A 15,408-nucleotide genomic window follows, 5' to 3' on the forward strand; every position below is an offset into this window, starting at 1 on the left:
ATGGTACGGAGAAGGCTCTGGCCGAAGTGAGCATCGTTGTCCTGAAGGCCGAGAAGGTGACGGTTCAGGACACTGGGTGGGTGGCGGGGGCTGGATTAGCGCTCGGCATCGTTATCCTGCTGGTCGTTCTTGCCGCTGTCTTTGTGGCGGTCTCGAGGAGGCGCAGGAGGGCTGGCGAAGAGGCGGGCGCGGCCGCTGCAGGGATTGCAGCGGGTGCAGGCGCCGCTGCGGGAGCCGGTGCAGCTGTGGCAGCCGCGAGGCCTTCGAAAGAGGACGAAGTCCTCAAGGAGGCGAAGAAGCTCGTCGCCGAGGTCGAGGACGCGCTTGCGGAGCATCTTGAAGAGCACCCGGAGGGAGCGGCGCAAGTCTCGGGCGCTATGGAGAAGCTGGATTTAGCGCGCGATTTCATAAAGGAAGGCGACGGGGAAGCGGCGATGCAATTCGCGATGGAGGCTAAGGGAGCTCTGAAAGAGGCGAGAGTAGCGAGCTCGTCACCGGAGATTGCGGGCACCGGTGCCGCAGCCCCCACGACTGCGAAAAAGCGGTCGAAGGAGAAGGTGGGTGGTCTCAGGTGCCCCTCCTGCGGCGAGGCGCTTGAGCCCGAGTGGTCGGTCTGCCCCTCGTGCGGACACCAGACGCGCTGATGCTTGCATCCTTCGGCACGCTCAGAATCCAAACTGGGCGCACTGCTCGTCAACCATTTTCTGAATCTTCGCAATCTCTGCCGGATTGTCTATCAGATGGCGGAAGCGGCCCTGGGTCTTCAGGTACTCGATAACCGGCTTCCGCTCTTTGGGTTTCTTGGAGAGCTTGATGTCTTTGAGATTCGGACCCTCCAGTTCCCAGAGGATGAACATCCCGGTTTCAACCGCCAGCCGTGAGATCGCGATTGTGTCGGCGCTGTCGTGCCTCCAACCAGTCGGACATGGGGCGAGTATGTGTAGGAAGCAGGGGCCCTGCAGCTCGCAGGCCCGCTTCACCTTCCTCTTTAAATCGGCGTGGTAGGCGATGGTGGCTGTGGCGGTGTACTTGATTCCGTGCGCAGCCATTATCAATGCAATTGGCTTTTTTGGCCTCTGCTCGCCAATCGAGCACTTGCCGGCGGGGCATGTCGTTGTGCTGGCCCCGTAGGGCGTCGAAGAGCACCTCTGAATTCCTGTGTTCATGTAAGCCTCATTGTCGAAACAAACAAAGATGATTCTTTGGCCCCTCTCCATGGCCCCAGACAGGGCCTGCAGGCCTATATCGAAAGTGCCTCCGTCGCCCGCGAACGCCAGAATATTTTTCCCCTCCCTCTTCCCCAATTTGGTCAATGCTGCGTCTATGCCTGAGGCAACGGCAGCTGCGTTCTCGAACGCGGCGTGTATCCAAGGGACCTCCCATGCCGTCTCGGGCCAGGCGGTGGTAGCGACCTCAAGGCATCCGGTCGCATTCGCGATTATCGTGTTCGGCCCGGCGGCCGCGAGTACATGCCTCACCGCGACCATCTCTCCGCAACCCGCGCACCCCCTGTGCCCAGGTGCAAAAAGGTCTCTCTCCTCCGCCTTTTCTCCCTTCGTCTCTTCCACCATCGCCGTCACCCCTACAAAACCTCCCTGTTCAATCCAGCCCAGAGCGTGAACTCCTCGGGCCTTCCGGTCCTGAGCACTTTCTCCGTCCTCTCCACAATCTCCTCGAAGTGCTCGGGCAAGATGTCCCTCCCGCCCAGTCCGAGAATGCTACTGGTCAGCACAGGGCGCTTCGACTCATTCACGAGGTGCCCGGCCAGCTCAGCGTAGGTCGAGCCGCCGTAGCCAAGGGAGACGGCTCTCTCGGCCACCGACACGGCCCTCGCTCCCTTTATCGCCTCTTTAAGCTGGTCAGCCGGAAAGGGCCTGAGGACTATAATCTTAGCCATCCCGACCTTCTTCCCTGCCGCCCTCATCCTATCGATCGCGACTCTACAGGTGCCGGCCATCGAGCCCATCGTGACGATGATAATATCGGCGTCCTCGGTCCTGTAGGTCTCGACCCTCCTATACCGCCGGCCGAAAACCCTGCCCCACTCCTCGAACACCTCGTCAATCACATGGGCCGAATTCATCAGCGCCTGGTGAAGTGCGTAGCGGGTCTCCATGTAGTACTCCGGCGTCCCGAGGGCCCCGATTGTTAAGGGGCGCTCTGTGTCTAGCAAACAATGGGGAACGTACTTTGGAAGGAACGCGTCAACCTTCTCCTGTTCTGGAACTTCCACGGCCTCCATCGTGTGGGTCAGGACGAAACCATCGAGGCCCACGAGGGCCGGAAGGTAGACCCTTTTATCCTCAGCCACTCTGAATGCGATTATCATGAAGTCGAGCGCCTCCTGGTTGCTCTCGGCGTAGAAGTGTATCCAGCCCGCGTCCCTCTCGGACACGGAGTCCTGCTGGTCGCCCCAGATATTTATTGGTGCGGAGAGGGCCCTGTTGCCCACGGCCATCACGATGGGGAGCCTCATTCCGGCGGCTATGAAGAGCATCTCATGCATTAGGGCGAGGCCTTGGGATGCGGTGGCGGTGCAGACGCGGGCTCCAGCAGCGCTCGCACCTATCGCCGCGCTCATAGCGCTATGCTCGCTCTCGACCAGCATGAACTGTGCGTCCATCTCACCGTTCGCAACATACTCGGAGATTCGCTCCGGAAACAGTGTGGAGGGTGTTATCGGATAGGCGGGAACGACGTCGGGTCTCGCGAGCTTCGCCCCAAGCGCCGTAACCTCATTCCCCCTCATGATTCTCTGCATATCACCTCACCTCCTGTTCCATGGTTATGGCCTTCGCCGGACACTCGGCGGCGCAGATGCCACAGCCCTTGCAGTAGTCGTAGTCAGGTCTGGCACTCTTCTCTCCCTTGTTCATCGCCGAGTCCGGACAGTATATCACGCATAACCAGCATCTCTTGCACTTCTTCTCGTCCACCACAGGTCTCAGAGTCCTCCAGCTCCCAGTCTTGTTTCTCCGGCTCGACCCGGGCTCAGTGGCGACAAGTCCGAGAGTGATTTTCGGCAAATTCATACCCCCCTGGTTTTTTCGTAGGCCTCCCTAGCCGCCCGCACGTTCTCCTCGGTCTTGATGGGAGCGTTTTCCCGAATCGCTCTCTCAATGGCGCTCATCCCGATGTTCCCCGCTGCCCTGGAGTAGGCCCCGAGGATAGCGGTGTTCACTATCGGGTTGGTCGCGGTGCCGAGCCTGTTCGCAACGGCGATGCCCGTTGCATCCACGGTGAAGACCCTCGCCCCTCTATATTTGAATTCAGAAGGGTGCTTCGTGCTATTGAGCACCAGAACGCCCCCATCCTTCAGACCAACGGTGATGTTGACAACCTGGATAAGGGTGGTGTCGAGAACGACCACCGCGTCAGGCGTGTATACCTGGGTTCTCGTGACAATGGGCTTTTCGTCGAGCCTCAGGAAGGCCATGACTGGCGCTCCTCTGCGCTCCACCCCGAACATCGGGAATGCCTGGACCTTCTTCCCTTCAATGAAAGCGGCCGCTGCCAGAATATTGGCCGCCGTGACCGCGCCCTGACCACCCCGCCCATGGAACCTGACCTCGTACACCCCGAACCACCCTCTTCGAGGCCCGGCATTGAAATAGTCATATATACCTATTGTGGAAGCGTGACACATTCACACACGCGCGCGGGCAATGGCCGACCGATAGAGATATTATTCACGAATTACGTAACACGCTGCGTTCATCTTGACGGTGCGAAGGAGAGTCGGGCGAATTCGTTACATAGGCTTCGTTGTGAATTCAGCGGAGGGAGTAGGTAGGAGCGAGCTTGAGGCCTCTCTGGGCGAGCTCTCCCGTCTCCTTCCCCCTCTTGAAGGTCGCAGGGGCCGTATCGAGCTTACGGTCTTCACCGGGAAAAAGGGCATTCTGAGAGTCCCCCACAGATGGAGGAACTCGGTGGTCGAGCTTCTTCCCCGCATTACAATGAAGAGGTTCGGCGGAACAGCTCTGGAGCTCAGACCGGTTGTCACATCGGGAACGATCTCCAAGGTAAAGCGGAGACTGGGCTTTGCGGCGCGGCGCCCTCCGGCGCGCGCCGTGAAGGGGCCTCCCTTCTGAGCAATGCTCCGGATATAGGCGAGACCACAAAATCTTTATTCGCGCAATCGTTTTTCTCTCGCAGAGGCTTTGAGATGGCCGCCGCTGAAGATGAGTGGGGAGGGGACCTTACGAGATTTCTCGACAGGCTCCCTTCCCGCCCCTGTCTTGTGCCGCCCCCACCAAGCTTCTGCAGCGTCTGCGGAAAGCTCAACAATCCCGTCGCCTCCTTGTGCAGATATTACCCGCTCAGGTTCGAGCGCGCCAGGGGCGACACCCGCATCGGCCCGTATACGACAACCACTCTGGATTTCGAGGTAGTGCCGGGCGAAGACGAATTCCCGGACGCACCACTGATTGAGTACGAGAGACCGGGCCGGCCGGCAGGGGTGATTACCATGGCCCCTGCCGGGGCTGCTCCAAGGCTGGGTGTGAAGAAAATACCCCACACCAGAGGAGTTGCCGCCCCCGTCTCCAGGGCAACTCGCGCCCGCAGACCAGCGAGAACGCCGCGCCCCCCCACGAGAAAGGCCGTGAAGCCGCCGAGCCCGGAGGTCTTCGAGGCAGAAGTCGTCGAGATAGTGGAAGAGCCTCCGAAGAAGCCGGCGGAGGAGGTTCCTGAGAAAGGTGCGGAGGTGGAGCGGAGAGAGAGACTGGCGGAGAAAAAGAGTGAGGTTCCAGCGGGGACAGAAAAGGAGAAAAGGACGGAGGACGCGGAACAGCGAGCCGCCCTTGAGGAGGCAGAGAGGCTTGAGAGGGAGTTCATTGCAGCTGGAAAGATCCGGCCTCTTGACGAGGCCCCCACCCCGCCGCCGACTCCGAAGGAGCCCCGAATTCCCACGATCGCACCGATATACAAGGAGCCAATTTTAAAGATCCTCTCCGCTGAGCCGCCAAAGCCCTCTGTCGGAGCCCCCACCGCCAGAGGAGCGGCCCCTATGAAGGAGACCTCGTTGCCCCCTCCTCCACCGGGCTTCCACGCGGCCCCCGCGGCGGCGCCTGCTCCAACGCCACCAACTCTCCCGCCGTCCACTCCTGTGGCCGCTCCCGCAGCGACGCCCCCTTCACCACCGCCCCAACCCACCATCGCGTCCTCCCCCCAGCCCCAGCCCTCTCCCCCTCCCGGACCTCCTCCATCGCCCCAACCCCCAACGCCCGCTACATCTCCAGCACAGCCAGCACCGTCCTCAACTACGCCCCCGCCAGTTCCTGCAACCGGTAGAAGGACCGGCGGCCTTTATGATATTCTCAGAAAAAAGGGCACCGAAGAGAAAAAAGAGGCACCCACGCCCCCCTCCCAGCCTGCCACTACCGAGAGCGGCGGAACAGGAAAAACTGAGAAGGACGAAGAGTTTCTGAAGAAGCTCAAGGAGATCTCGAAATAACGGCGCCTCGCCCTGCAAAGGGCCCAAATAGCTCATCGGATATCCAATGCAAAGGGGGCAGCATCATCGGCGCGATTGCCAGACTAGAGAAGGTCTCCAAAAACTAAGCCTCAAGAATGGGGACTGTCAGGGTCATCAATGACTTCTACCTCGAGATTGAAACCGGAGAGTTCCTTACTATATTCGGACCGAGCGGCTCCGGAAAGACAACGCTACTCAACTTGATCTCCGCGCTGGTCCGGCCTACCTCAGGCAGGATATTCATCGGGGGCACGGAAATCACCGCGCTGAGCGACGCCCAGGCGACGAGGTTCAGGGCCGAGAACCTCGGCCTCGTGTTCCAGTTCTTCAATCTCTTCCCGGAGTTGAACGCACTCGAGAATGTATAAATCGGCGTGGCGCTCAAGGTTCGCGACCCGGTCGAGAGGCGCAGAAAATCCCTGAAATATATTGAGATGGTAGGGCTGGGGGGTATGGAGAACAGATTCCCCTCCCAGCTCCCGGGCGGAAAGCAGCAGAGGGTTGCGGTAGCGAGGGCTCTGGCGATGGAGCCCCTCCTGCTCCTCGCCGACGAGCCAACGGGCAACCTGGACGCGGAGACAGGCCACGCGATCTGGAGACTGCTGCGGGAGCTCAACAGGGCGACGGGCACGACGGTGGTCTCGGTGACTCACTGGGCCGAGGCCGCCGGAATCTCGCACAGGACGGTATACCTGAGGTCCGACAGGGTGGAGAGAGTCGAGCTGAGGGAAAAGAGAGGGGCGGAGAAAAGAGGCGGGGGACTGACGTGACTGGCGCCGGCGGGTCGCTCCCCGATGGAAGAGCGGCAGATCCTAGTGGAGGAGGGGGGTGCCAACCGGTGGAGCGGTGAGGGGGTGAAGGTGTGGGGAGCTATCTTCTGCGGAGATCCAGTCGAACCCTCTGGAGAATTCGCTATCGCGCTCTCGGAAGCGCCTCTCTCATCGTCGCCTCTGCCGCCCTCTACGTCTCTCTCGCCGCCATGATTCCCTCCGCGGAGCGTGCGCTCGAAGAGAAGGTTACTGAGCTTGCGCTCAGTGACTATCTCGTTCACGTGAGCGGAGGGCGCGAGAACGAGACGGCGACCCTGGTCGCCATTGAAGGAGTGGAGAGGGTAGAGGCGCGCCTCCAGAGCTCTTCCCGGATAGAGCAGGGACACACCGGTGGAGAGAGGACCACAGCGGCGACACTCGTCGGGCTCGACCCTTCCAGGAGGTCACTTGTCAACAGCGTCGAGGTGACGAAGGGAAGCTACTTCGACGGCTGCGGAACTGCTCTGCTGGAGCGAAACTTCGCCGTGAGGGCCGGGCTGGGCGTCGGGGACAGAATTCGCGTCCTGACCGCCGGGGGGCGCGAGGAGCTCAGGATAGCGGGTCTCGTCCTCAGCCCCGAGCACCTGGTCCTCTCCTCCAGCCCGCAGGCCCTGATTCCGGCTCCCGGGACGCTGGCTGTGGTCTTTGTTCCGCGGGACTGGCTCAGGAGCGCATTCGGGCTTGGGACAGACGACGTGAACGAGTTCCTCTTCCTCCTTTCGGACCCGGGACCGGAGGTGCGCCGCGCGATAGACGCGGCCCTGGCTCGGGACATTGTCATATACTCTCTGAAAAAGGACGAGGTCTACGGCTACGCCCTTATCAAGGAGGACCTGCGACAGGGCGAGAGTTGGGCGGCCGTCATCGCCCTCATCATGCTTTTGATCGCGTTCTTCATCACCTATGTCTCCCTGACCCGGCTCGTACAGGAGCAAAGGAGGGAGATAGGTGTTCTCAGGGCGCTGGGCTACTCGCGCGGAGCGGTCCTTGGGGCCTATCTCTACCTAGCTGCGCTGATAGGACTCGCGGGATCCGTTACCGGCGTCCTCATCGGAGCCTCACTGGCCCACGCTTTGTCCGGGTTCTACGTCGAGTTGATGATAGGCGCACCGCTCGTCTCCTTCACCCTCAGCCCGAAAACACTTACTGTGGGCCTCTTCTTCGGCCCCCTCACGACCCTGCTCGTCTGCAGTGTGGCGGTCTGGGGCACGGTGTCCCTCGAGCCGCAGGAGGCGATACGTGGCTCTCCACCGGTCCGTTTCTCGCCCAGAGACTGTTCGGGCTGTGCCCTGAGCGCTCCCGTGAGGGGCACCTACCTGACCCACTACGCCTTCATGCACCTCTCCAGCCACCCGGTCAGGACCTGTCTTACAACCCTGGCCGTGTCCGGCTCAATCGTTATCGGCTGCATGGCGCTACTGATGTGGCCCGCATTCGTCAACTCGCTCAGCCAGAGCCTCCACGAGAGCGAGAGGTGGGAATTACTGGTCGAGTTTTCCAGTCCCTTGAACGCGTCTCAACTATCTGCGCTCGCTCCGGGTGATGCAGTTGAGGTCGCGCCGCTCTCGCAAATAACCGCGTCGTAGTCCCGCGCCGGAGCCACGGGTGCGCCGGCGGAACCTGTCGTGGTCGTGGGGCTTGGGCTGGAGCAGCGCCTCCACATATTCAGGATAAAAGAAGGGCGAAGGGCGCTTTCGGACGGGGAAGCGATGGTGGAGAGATCTATCTCAGAGAGGAAAGGGATTGGGGTGGGCAGCTCTGTCCTACTTAGGGGCCCGGGCGGCGCGCAGGAGCTGAGGGTGTGCGGGGTCTTTGAAAATTCCTTGGGCGGGTTCTTCGTCGCCCCGGAGGTTTTCGAGGCACTAGCCGGCAGGGAGCTTTACTGAGGCCTCTACCTGAGCCTCCCGGAGGGCAGGGCGGCGGAGGTGAGGGAGGGCCTGAGCTCTTCCCCGGACGTCGCCGAATTGTATACCCCGGAATCCGCCCAGAGCGGAATTCTGGAGTTCATGGCCGACTACGAGAACCTGATCTACATCTACTCGCTCGTCGGTATCGCGATGGCGGCTGTCACGGTCTCCAATACTGTCTCCGTGGGCGTGCTGGAGAGGTGGCAGGAGTACGGTCAGCTCAGGGCGATCGGCTACTCCCGGCGCCAGATAGCCTCTTCGATAATCACGGAGACTCTCGTCGTCGTGGGGGCCGCGTCGCTCCTGAGCGTTCCGATGACCTACGCGGTCCTGCTGGCCCTCGAGGGCGAGATGAAGAGCTTTTTCCCCATGTACTCAACTATCCTCCACCCGGCAGACTGGCTTGGGTTTCTCTCTCTCAGGCCAGAACCTTGTCTTTGCCCTCCTCGCCGCGGCGCCGAGCATTCGTGCGGTGAACAGGATGGAGCTCGTGAAGGCCGTCGGAGGCGAGCGGTTCGGATAGAGAATATCTTCAGTGACTGTCAAATCCCAACCGCCAATAATTGGTCCTATTGGATAATACGCCCCGGTTGGGATTTGAACCCAAGCCCAAGGCTCGACAGGCCTCGATACTAGACCGCTATACTACCGGGGCTCCCTGCTGGCATGTCGTTTGGGTATTAATTCCTTTTCGCCAGCGGCGTAGTGTATGAGGCCGTTCCTCTCGAGGAGTGAGAGGAAGGCTGCGAGCCTCGCGTAGACCGGCTCCACGCCGGAACCGAACTCCTCCCTCAGAGCCTTCCCGAGCTCCCGTACCGATGTCCTACCGTCGATTGATAGCCAGACGAAGGTTCCGTAGGAGTCCAGATTGACCCTTATATTCTCTCCGACGCCGATGAGCCTGCAGAAGCCCCTGCCAACTCTCCCCCGGAACCTCGGTACGAGAATGGACACGGTACCCGGGGAACGTGGTTTTCCGGGGTACAGGGAGGGAGGAGGAGGGGGCCTTTGGGGTGGTGGGGCTGCGCCTTCTCCTCCCCTCCCCCTCCCGTCGGACGACGCGGGCGGGAGAGTGGGCGGTAGAATCTCATAGACAATACCAGAATTCTTGGCAGGAATCATATCCAGAAGGTTGCGGGCCTTCTTCCAGGTCCTACCCCTTCCTGAAGCGGTTGAGGACATAGCACTTGTAGTCCCGGAGCACCACCCTCCAGCCCTCCGCGAACTCTCTCCTGTTCATTGTCCTGATGTGCTCCCGAATGATGACGTAGGAGAGCAGGAGGGCGATGTAGACGAAGACCAGCAGACCGGGGAGCTCGCCCGGGGTCCCGACAAGCCCCAGCTTGAGATTGAGGATGACAAAAAGGGCTATCACTACGCCCATGATGGCCTCACCCGCAATCAGACCCGACGCGAAGAGAATTCCCCTGTTCTGGTTCTCCTCCATTGCCTTCTTCAGCGCCGGCCCCCGCTCCCCCTCGGGCAGGACCTCGAGCTCTTTGCAGAGCTTCTTCTCCACGAACTTATCTGAGAACATCTGGACGAGGCCGCCGAGCATGATTGGCAGCGTCAGTGTGAAGGGCAGGTAGATTCCGATCGCAACCGCCATCGGCGAGAGCTTGAGCACGAATTTCAGCACAAAGGCCAGAGCCACTCCCAATAGGAGCATCGGGAGGTTGATCTGCAGGTTGAATACACCCCTCGAGATTGTGGCCATGACCACGGCCTGCGGGGCGGGAAGTGGGGACGGGTGGGTCGCATCGGGGAGAGCGATTCCGTAGGCCTGGGCCAGAAGCGCGACCACAGGCGGAATCACGATCGCAGCGACCAGAACACCGATGAACCTCGCTATTTGAATATTATACGGCGTGGCGCCAAGGAGCTGGCCTGTCTTGAGCTCCTGCATCGAGTCGCCCGCGATGGCCGCTGAGCAGCACACCACCGCGCCGACGATGATTGTCGCGGTCATGCCAATGTTAACATCTAGGAGGCCGAACTGGGAAAGACCGAGGAGGAGGGACGCGGTGAAGAGGAGGGTCGCCACCGTGACGCCGGATATCGGGTTGTTCGAGGAGCCGATGACGCCCGCGAGATAGCCCGCTACGGCGGTGAAGAAGAAGCAGAAGACCATCAGCACAAACGCGGAGACACCAGCGACCCAGCCGTTTCCGGTCACCCAGAAGTAGAGGCCGGCCATGAAGACCCCGATGACCACAAAGTATATCAGGCTCATTGGGAAGTCCTTCTCGGTTCGAATGGGCGCGGGCTCGCCCCTCGCCTTCCTTCCGAACCCGCCCAGGCCCTTCATTGCCTTCACGATCGCGCTCCTCAGCTGCCAGAGGGTGATGAGGCCCCCCGTGACGATTGCCCCCACACCTACATACATGGTCTGGCTGAACCAGAGCTCATAGACGCCGCCGAGCATGGGGCCGAGCTGGGGGCCGACGGGGTCGTCTATGTAGAACCCGTGCTCTGGCCAGCCCGCAATTCCGCCGATTAGAGGGATGAGGATTATCCAACCTATAATTCCGCCGAGCACGACATTGGCCGCTATCCTCGCCCCCAGGATGTACCCAACGCCGAGGAGAGCTGGGGAGAGGCTCAGGCCTCCATACATCCTCGCACCCATACCGCCAACCACCGCCTCCAGCCTCTCTTTCCAGAGTCTGAGGCCATAGCCCGAGCTCGCGAATTTGAACAGCGCACCAACCCCTAGGCCCACGAATATCAGCCCCATCCCCCTCCCGCCTTTATCGAGGGCCTTGAGCACCTCCGCGCTCGCGACGCCCTCGGGATAGGGCAGGTTAAGGTCTACTATCATTACACGTCTGAGGGGAATGGTGAATAGGATGCCGAGGAGGCCGCCGATGAAGGAGCCTATCATCATAACGGGCAGGTTGTCCATCAGGCTCTTCCAGCCCGCCGCGCCACCAGTGAAGTTGGGGTGGTATAGAACGAGCAGAGCGGGGAAGGTGAAGATGACGCCCGCCGCGAGGGCCTCGCCCGTCACAGCCATCGCCTTCGAGAGGTTGATCTCGAGCACGGTGCCTTTGACCGGCTTTAGGAATATCAGGGCCATCACAACCGCCGGAATCGTGGCCGAGACCGTCATGCCGGCGTAGAGGCCGAGATAGGCGTTGGCCATCGCCATCACGATGGTCAGGATGATGCCCATAATGAGCATCTTGAGGGTAAGCTCTGGCACGATTTTCTCGGGAGGTATGTAGGGAACGAACTCGTCGGCCGTCAGCTCACCCCCGAAGCCGCGACAATTTTATAGTAATTATAAACGATGGTTAGGGTGAAAGCGTTGCCTGTGTCGGCCACCGTTCGGAGGCCCAGGGGGTCGGGGATGAATGGCTCCTGGTCGCCGCAGGCGCCGACCTCGACCACCACGTCCCAAGTGCCCATTCCGCGCTTCGAGGGCTTCTTCAGGGCTGTGTCCTCCGTCACATTGAAGGCGAAACGCACCGAGACGGAGCCGGAGTTGCCGCTGTCGCTCCGGGATTCCCCTTCGGGGCTGCTGACGGTCACTCCTAGCGTATCGGGCTCGTTGGTCAGCCCTATCCTGCTCGCGGCCTCGTCCTGCCAGGTGAGGGTGACAATGACCTCGACCAAGTTCGTATCGTTGATGACCACGCTGAACTGGGTCTCGGAGTTCTCGCTACCCTGACCCGCGAAACTCGTCTGAACGGATGTGAGCTCGGCTTTCTTCCCGCCGGGAAGGGCGTAGGGCTTCGTCTCTGGGCCACCGGTCACGCCTGCTAGTGCTAGGGCCACCACGGTGACCCCGAGCCCAAGGACGAGCATCCTGCGGTCATTCCTCTCCAGCGCTATCCCTTCAGCGCCGAATGGTATGTGGGTGTAATTAATCTTTTTACCAGAAGAAAATCCCCGGGGGCAGGGCGGAGGACAGTATGCGGAGCAAGCTATTAATCTGAGGAGCGGAATTCATCCCTTGTGGGTGCCGACCCTGAGGAGAGGGGCGGGAGGCTCTGCCCGCGGTGCAAAGCGCGCGAGGATGACGAAACGGTGCGCACATGCAGGGTCTGCGGCGTGGAGCTGGTCGAGATTATCAGGGCGGAGGTTGTTGGTGGTCACAGACAGGAGGAGGCCGGAGAGACCGTCCGGAGCCCGGCGTGCGACGCACCGCTAGCAGGTCCTCCACTAAGCGAGTGCTTCCCGCGCGCCCCCTTCGAGCCGCGAATTCAGCCAGTGGTTGTGCTGGGCGGTGCCTCACAGGAGGTCAGGCGAGTAGCTCTGGCGAGCATCGAAATCGAGTGCGGGGACGCGGACCTCCTGCCTCGAATATCGAACCTCGTCCTCACGGCGGACGGGGCACAGATGTCCGGACCACCGAAGGACCATGTTCCTTTGGGGGTTGGTGAGAGTGTCGAGGTCTTCGCCCGTGGACTGGACGATAAGGGGAACTGGTTCCCCTTGCCCGAGAGCTTCCCCGTGAGGTGGAGTGCGGACCGCGAGCTCGAGCTCTCCTCCGGGGCCGGACACAGAGTCACGATTAGACTCCTTCGAGAGCCTAAGGTGTCCGCGCTCGTGACTGCTAGAGCAAGGGGCTCCGACGGGAGAAGGCTCCAAAGGATATTCACGGTCGAGAGAAAGCCGCCCGGCTGAGGAGCTGTATGGCCTCAGGCGCGGAGCTCAAAATCGAACCTGCAGCATCCGGCGCCCCGCGCGATTGTGGTGATTGGCCGGACCTCTCCTACTAGACCCGTCCATTCGAAGGTCCTCTTCAGAATCATCTCGCATAGCCTGCACAACAGGGGGCTCCTTTTTGCGTCCTGGAGCCAGCAGCAGTTGTGGAGCTCTAGGCGACCACCGGAGCCGGAGAGAGAACTCTCCGCCCTGACGTCGATATTTCCGAACAAACTGGAGAGGTACAGGAGGTATCTCTTCAGCACACGAGCCGGTTCGCTCCGGTCCTTTAAGTCTCCGTTCTCGTACTCCTCCATCCTCCTCAGATTCTCGACGTGAAGCTGTCGGGCGCGCGCCTCGAACTCCTTCTCGAATACCTCCAGCGCGTGCTCGAGCTCCGCCTCTGTGAGTCTTGCTGACAGTAAGGGCAGGGCGGAGATGAGCACGATATGGAGGTCCGAGCCCCTGCGCTTCACCAGAGCCTCCTCGAGCGACCTTTTATCCGTGACGTCGGTGACGACGCCGAGCACATGCGCCCTCCCCATCAGCTTCACTGGCGAGAGGTTGACGTGGCAGTGTCTATAGGAGCCATCAGCAGATTGAATTCTGGTCGTGAACTCGATCTGCTCTCCGCCGAGCGCAAGGAGGAATTGCGATAAGGCCTTCGTCTGGTCATCCGGGTGGATGTGCAGGCCCGCCCTTCTGCCCACGTGGTCGCCCGGCCAGCGGCCCACGATGCGGCCGCACTCCGGGTTAATCAACACGTAGTTCCCCTCCTCATCCAGAACGAATATTCCGACCGAAGCGTTGGTCACGACCTCCTCGAGGAACTCCGCCTTGGCCCTGAGCTCCTCCTCCCTTCTCCTAGCCTCAGTACAGTCCTCCACCGTGCCTTCGTATACGGTTGAGCCGTCCCTGCCAATCACGACCCTCGCATTCTCCCGCACGAGGAGCTCTCTGCCGTCGTGTGTTGTCCACACCGACTCAAGCCCTCTTATCTCCCCGTCGCGCATTATGCGCTCCCTGAACTGCGCTCTTGAGTAGTTTGGCTCGTAGGCCCCGCATTCGAGGTTCCGGGCCGCGAGCTCGCTAAAGGACCTGAAACCCAGCATTTTCACCACGGCGGCGTTGGCCAGAAGAATTTTTCCGTCGGAGGTGGTCCTGTAGACTCCTATCGGGAGGTGCTCAACGAGATCGCGATACATCCTCTCGCGCTCCTCGGCCTCCGCGAGCTCCCTCTCGAGCTGTGTAACCCTCTGCCTCAGAGCCTCACAAGGGTCACCGGGCCCTCTCTCCTCTCCCCCCGCCCTTCCTCTCTTCGAGTTCAGAACCCCCTCGCCTCCATTGAACGAGGAACGCGAAAAGGTGCAGGTATAAAAACGTGTCGAACCACTCGCTCAGGGTTGTCGTAGGGCTCGCCAGTGTGGTATCTGTCAGACCTCCCCGCCCCGGGCCTTCCCCCCTCTCCTGCGTTCGCATTGGCCAATGTGCGCCCATGGAACGGCTATGTATCCCCCAAACTCTGCGGCCTCAGCGCTGAGAAGAAGCGCCTCGATGAGGGTCTGGGGCGCCTCCTGAGGGCCATTTGTCCCTCTTCCGGAGTTGCTGTCACGGTGCTCCCGCCTCTCGCTCATCCCGACCTCCTGTCTACATCAGCAGTGAGACCGGCTTTTCTGCAGTATATGAGGGGGCCATCTTCAGAAGTCTCCAGCAAACGCTCGACAATGGGGGTGTGACCAAGGAGGAGGGGCCGGGGGCGAAGACCAGAGCGCTGGGAATGGGCGCGCCTTTGGTTTAGCAGCCCCTCAGGCTTGGTTTTTTCACTCGGAGTACCCTTGAATTGCTCTATGCACAGATGGTCCATCGAGATCCGCTCACTGAAGCGCCGTCCAACACCGACCCCGCCAGCTTTCTGAGGAGTCGCTCGAACGAGTTGTGCACATTCTGTCCTGTACGCGCGCTCGCCAGTCGCAGCTCGCAACCGAAGCCGGCGCAGATGTCCTTGAGAAACTCGATATCCAGCCGCTTCTTCTCTAAAATGTCCATTTTGTTGAGAACAAGGACGACCGGGACTTTGCCGGCCTCCTCTCTCAGGTCTTCCAACCAGTCTATTGTTCCATAGAGCGTCTGGGGGCGGGTGGCATCCGCCACGACCATTGCCCCATGGGAGCCTCGGAGGAAAAGCCTGTGGGCTCTGAGAAACCTCCTGTGGCCGGTGATGTCCCATACGCAGAGCTTCAAGCGGATATCGAGCGCGCAATCCGGAGAGCTGATGAGGACAGTTTTCCCAGAGACGAGAGTGCCTACTGTGGGACGCTGCTCGGGGTCGAAGGTGCCGCTGAGGTATCTCCTTACTAGTGATGTTTTTCCCACTCCAGCGTCGCCAAGCACGCAGACCTTTCGCACGAGATGGTTTGTCCTTCTCTCCATCCATCCTCCCTTGGTCTTCAATCCGCGCTCCCGCCGGCCTCGCAAATATACGTCGTCGGACTCATCATTTAAATAATTAACTGGAAAAATTAACAGCAAGCTATTAATACTAGAAAGAATCACCGTCGAGAAA

Annotated in this window: 17 protein-coding genes, 1 tRNA gene and 1 pseudogene; 7 read left to right on the forward strand and 12 right to left on the reverse strand. The window is 60.7% G+C overall.

All coding sequences use genetic code 11. From position 1 onward, the window contains the following. Nucleotides 1-644, forward strand: a 644-nt coding sequence (locus QW379_07395; GenBank protein ID MEM2870226.1) for a zinc ribbon domain-containing protein, incomplete at its 5' end; no start/stop codon positions are given. Nucleotides 645-665: 21 nt separating this feature from the next. Here QW379_07395 and porB read toward each other — a convergent pair. Genes porB through QW379_07415 form a run of 4 tightly spaced genes read right to left on the reverse strand, consistent with a single transcriptional unit; the run spans nucleotide 666 to nucleotide 3,577 of the window. After that, nucleotides 666-1,571, reverse strand: a complete 906-nt coding sequence (porB, locus tag QW379_07400; GenBank protein ID MEM2870227.1) for a pyruvate synthase subunit PorB — start codon at nucleotides 1,569-1,571, stop codon at nucleotides 666-668. Nucleotides 1,572-1,582: 11 nt separating this feature from the next. Beyond that, complete coding sequence (locus QW379_07405) at nucleotides 1,583-2,761, reverse strand: transketolase C-terminal domain-containing protein (GenBank protein MEM2870228.1); 1,179 nt, start codon at nucleotides 2,759-2,761, stop codon at nucleotides 1,583-1,585. Between the two features lies 1 nt (nucleotide 2,762). After that, nucleotides 2,763-3,032 carry a 4Fe-4S binding protein gene (locus QW379_07410; GenBank protein MEM2870229.1) on the reverse strand — a complete coding sequence of 90 codons (270 nt, stop codon included), beginning with the start codon at nucleotides 3,030-3,032 and terminating at the stop codon, nucleotides 2,763-2,765. After that, nucleotides 3,029-3,577 carry a 2-oxoacid:acceptor oxidoreductase family protein gene (locus QW379_07415; GenBank protein MEM2870230.1) on the reverse strand — a complete coding sequence of 183 codons (549 nt, stop codon included), beginning with the start codon at nucleotides 3,575-3,577 and terminating at the stop codon, nucleotides 3,029-3,031. Before QW379_07415 ends, QW379_07410 begins: the two co-directional genes overlap by 4 nt. Nucleotides 3,578-3,719: 142 nt before the next feature. Between QW379_07415 and QW379_07420 the strand changes: the two genes are divergently transcribed. From QW379_07420 to QW379_07440, 5 genes and pseudogenes are all read left to right on the forward strand, one after another. Continuing rightward, nucleotides 3,720-4,091 carry a hypothetical protein gene (locus QW379_07420; GenBank protein ID MEM2870231.1) on the forward strand — a complete coding sequence of 124 codons (372 nt, stop codon included), beginning with the start codon at nucleotides 3,720-3,722 and terminating at the stop codon, nucleotides 4,089-4,091. Between the two features lie 74 nt (nucleotides 4,092-4,165). Continuing rightward, nucleotides 4,166-5,455 (forward strand): hypothetical protein, encoded by a 1,290-nt coding sequence (locus tag QW379_07425; protein MEM2870232.1) that lies wholly within the window; start codon nucleotides 4,166-4,168, stop codon nucleotides 5,453-5,455. A 116-nt stretch (nucleotides 5,456-5,571) separates the two neighbouring features. Then, nucleotides 5,572-6,246 (forward strand): annotated as a pseudogene (locus tag QW379_07430) (ABC transporter ATP-binding protein). Between the two features lie 92 nt (nucleotides 6,247-6,338). Next, on the forward strand, nucleotides 6,339-7,871 hold the full coding sequence (locus QW379_07435; GenBank protein MEM2870233.1) for an FtsX-like permease family protein: 1,533 nt from the start codon (nucleotides 6,339-6,341) through the stop codon (nucleotides 7,869-7,871). A gap of 39 nt (nucleotides 7,872-7,910) precedes the next feature. Beyond that, the gene (locus tag QW379_07440) at nucleotides 7,911-8,171 is read left to right on the forward strand and encodes a hypothetical protein (GenBank protein MEM2870234.1); all 261 of its coding nucleotides are present in this window, start codon (nucleotides 7,911-7,913) and stop codon (nucleotides 8,169-8,171) included. 396 nt (nucleotides 8,172-8,567) lie between these two features. Here QW379_07440 and QW379_07445 read toward each other — a convergent pair whose 3' ends face one another. From QW379_07445 to QW379_07465, 5 genes are all read right to left on the reverse strand, one after another. After that, nucleotides 8,568-8,738, reverse strand: coding sequence for a hypothetical protein (locus tag QW379_07445; GenBank protein ID MEM2870235.1), 171 nt, complete (start codon nucleotides 8,736-8,738; stop codon nucleotides 8,568-8,570). 36 nt (nucleotides 8,739-8,774) lie between these two features. Beyond that, nucleotides 8,775-8,847: transfer RNA gene (locus QW379_07450), tRNA-Asp, on the reverse strand. After that, entirely contained in the window at nucleotides 8,838-9,374 is a 537-nt protein-coding gene (locus QW379_07455) for a PqqD family protein (GenBank protein MEM2870236.1), read from the reverse strand. The genes QW379_07450 and QW379_07455 overlap by 10 nt, the downstream gene beginning before the upstream one ends. Next, nucleotides 9,346-11,397 (reverse strand): oligopeptide transporter, OPT family, encoded by a 2,052-nt coding sequence (locus QW379_07460; protein ID MEM2870237.1) that lies wholly within the window; start codon nucleotides 11,395-11,397, stop codon nucleotides 9,346-9,348. Before QW379_07460 ends, QW379_07455 begins: the two co-directional genes overlap by 29 nt. 41 nt (nucleotides 11,398-11,438) lie before the next feature. Further along, a complete protein-coding gene (locus QW379_07465; protein MEM2870238.1) occupies nucleotides 11,439-12,002 on the reverse strand; it encodes a hypothetical protein in 564 nt (187 codons plus the stop codon). Between the two features lie 150 nt (nucleotides 12,003-12,152). Here QW379_07465 and QW379_07470 point away from each other — a divergent pair, with 150 nt between their 5' ends. Next, nucleotides 12,153-12,824 carry a hypothetical protein gene (locus QW379_07470; protein ID MEM2870239.1) on the forward strand — a complete coding sequence of 224 codons (672 nt, stop codon included), beginning with the start codon at nucleotides 12,153-12,155 and terminating at the stop codon, nucleotides 12,822-12,824. Nucleotides 12,825-12,838: 14 nt separating this feature from the next. Here the strand turns inward: QW379_07470 and QW379_07475 are convergent, their stop codons facing one another. The 3 genes from QW379_07475 to QW379_07485 form a co-directional block, all read right to left on the reverse strand. Beyond that, on the reverse strand, nucleotides 12,839-14,173 hold the full coding sequence (locus QW379_07475; GenBank protein ID MEM2870240.1) for a PAS domain S-box protein: 1,335 nt from the start codon (nucleotides 14,171-14,173) through the stop codon (nucleotides 12,839-12,841). Between the two features lie 105 nt (nucleotides 14,174-14,278). Beyond that, a complete protein-coding gene (locus tag QW379_07480; GenBank protein MEM2870241.1) occupies nucleotides 14,279-14,479 on the reverse strand; it encodes a hypothetical protein in 201 nt (66 codons plus the stop codon). A gap of 211 nt (nucleotides 14,480-14,690) precedes the next feature. Continuing rightward, on the reverse strand, nucleotides 14,691-15,275 hold the full coding sequence (locus tag QW379_07485; protein ID MEM2870242.1) for a Rab family GTPase: 585 nt from the start codon (nucleotides 15,273-15,275) through the stop codon (nucleotides 14,691-14,693). Nucleotides 15,276-15,408: the final 133 nt, after the last annotated feature.

The organism is Thermoplasmata archaeon, assembly GCA_038851035.1.
Taxonomy (GTDB): Archaea; Thermoplasmatota; DTKX01; order VGTL01; family VGTL01; genus JAWCLH01.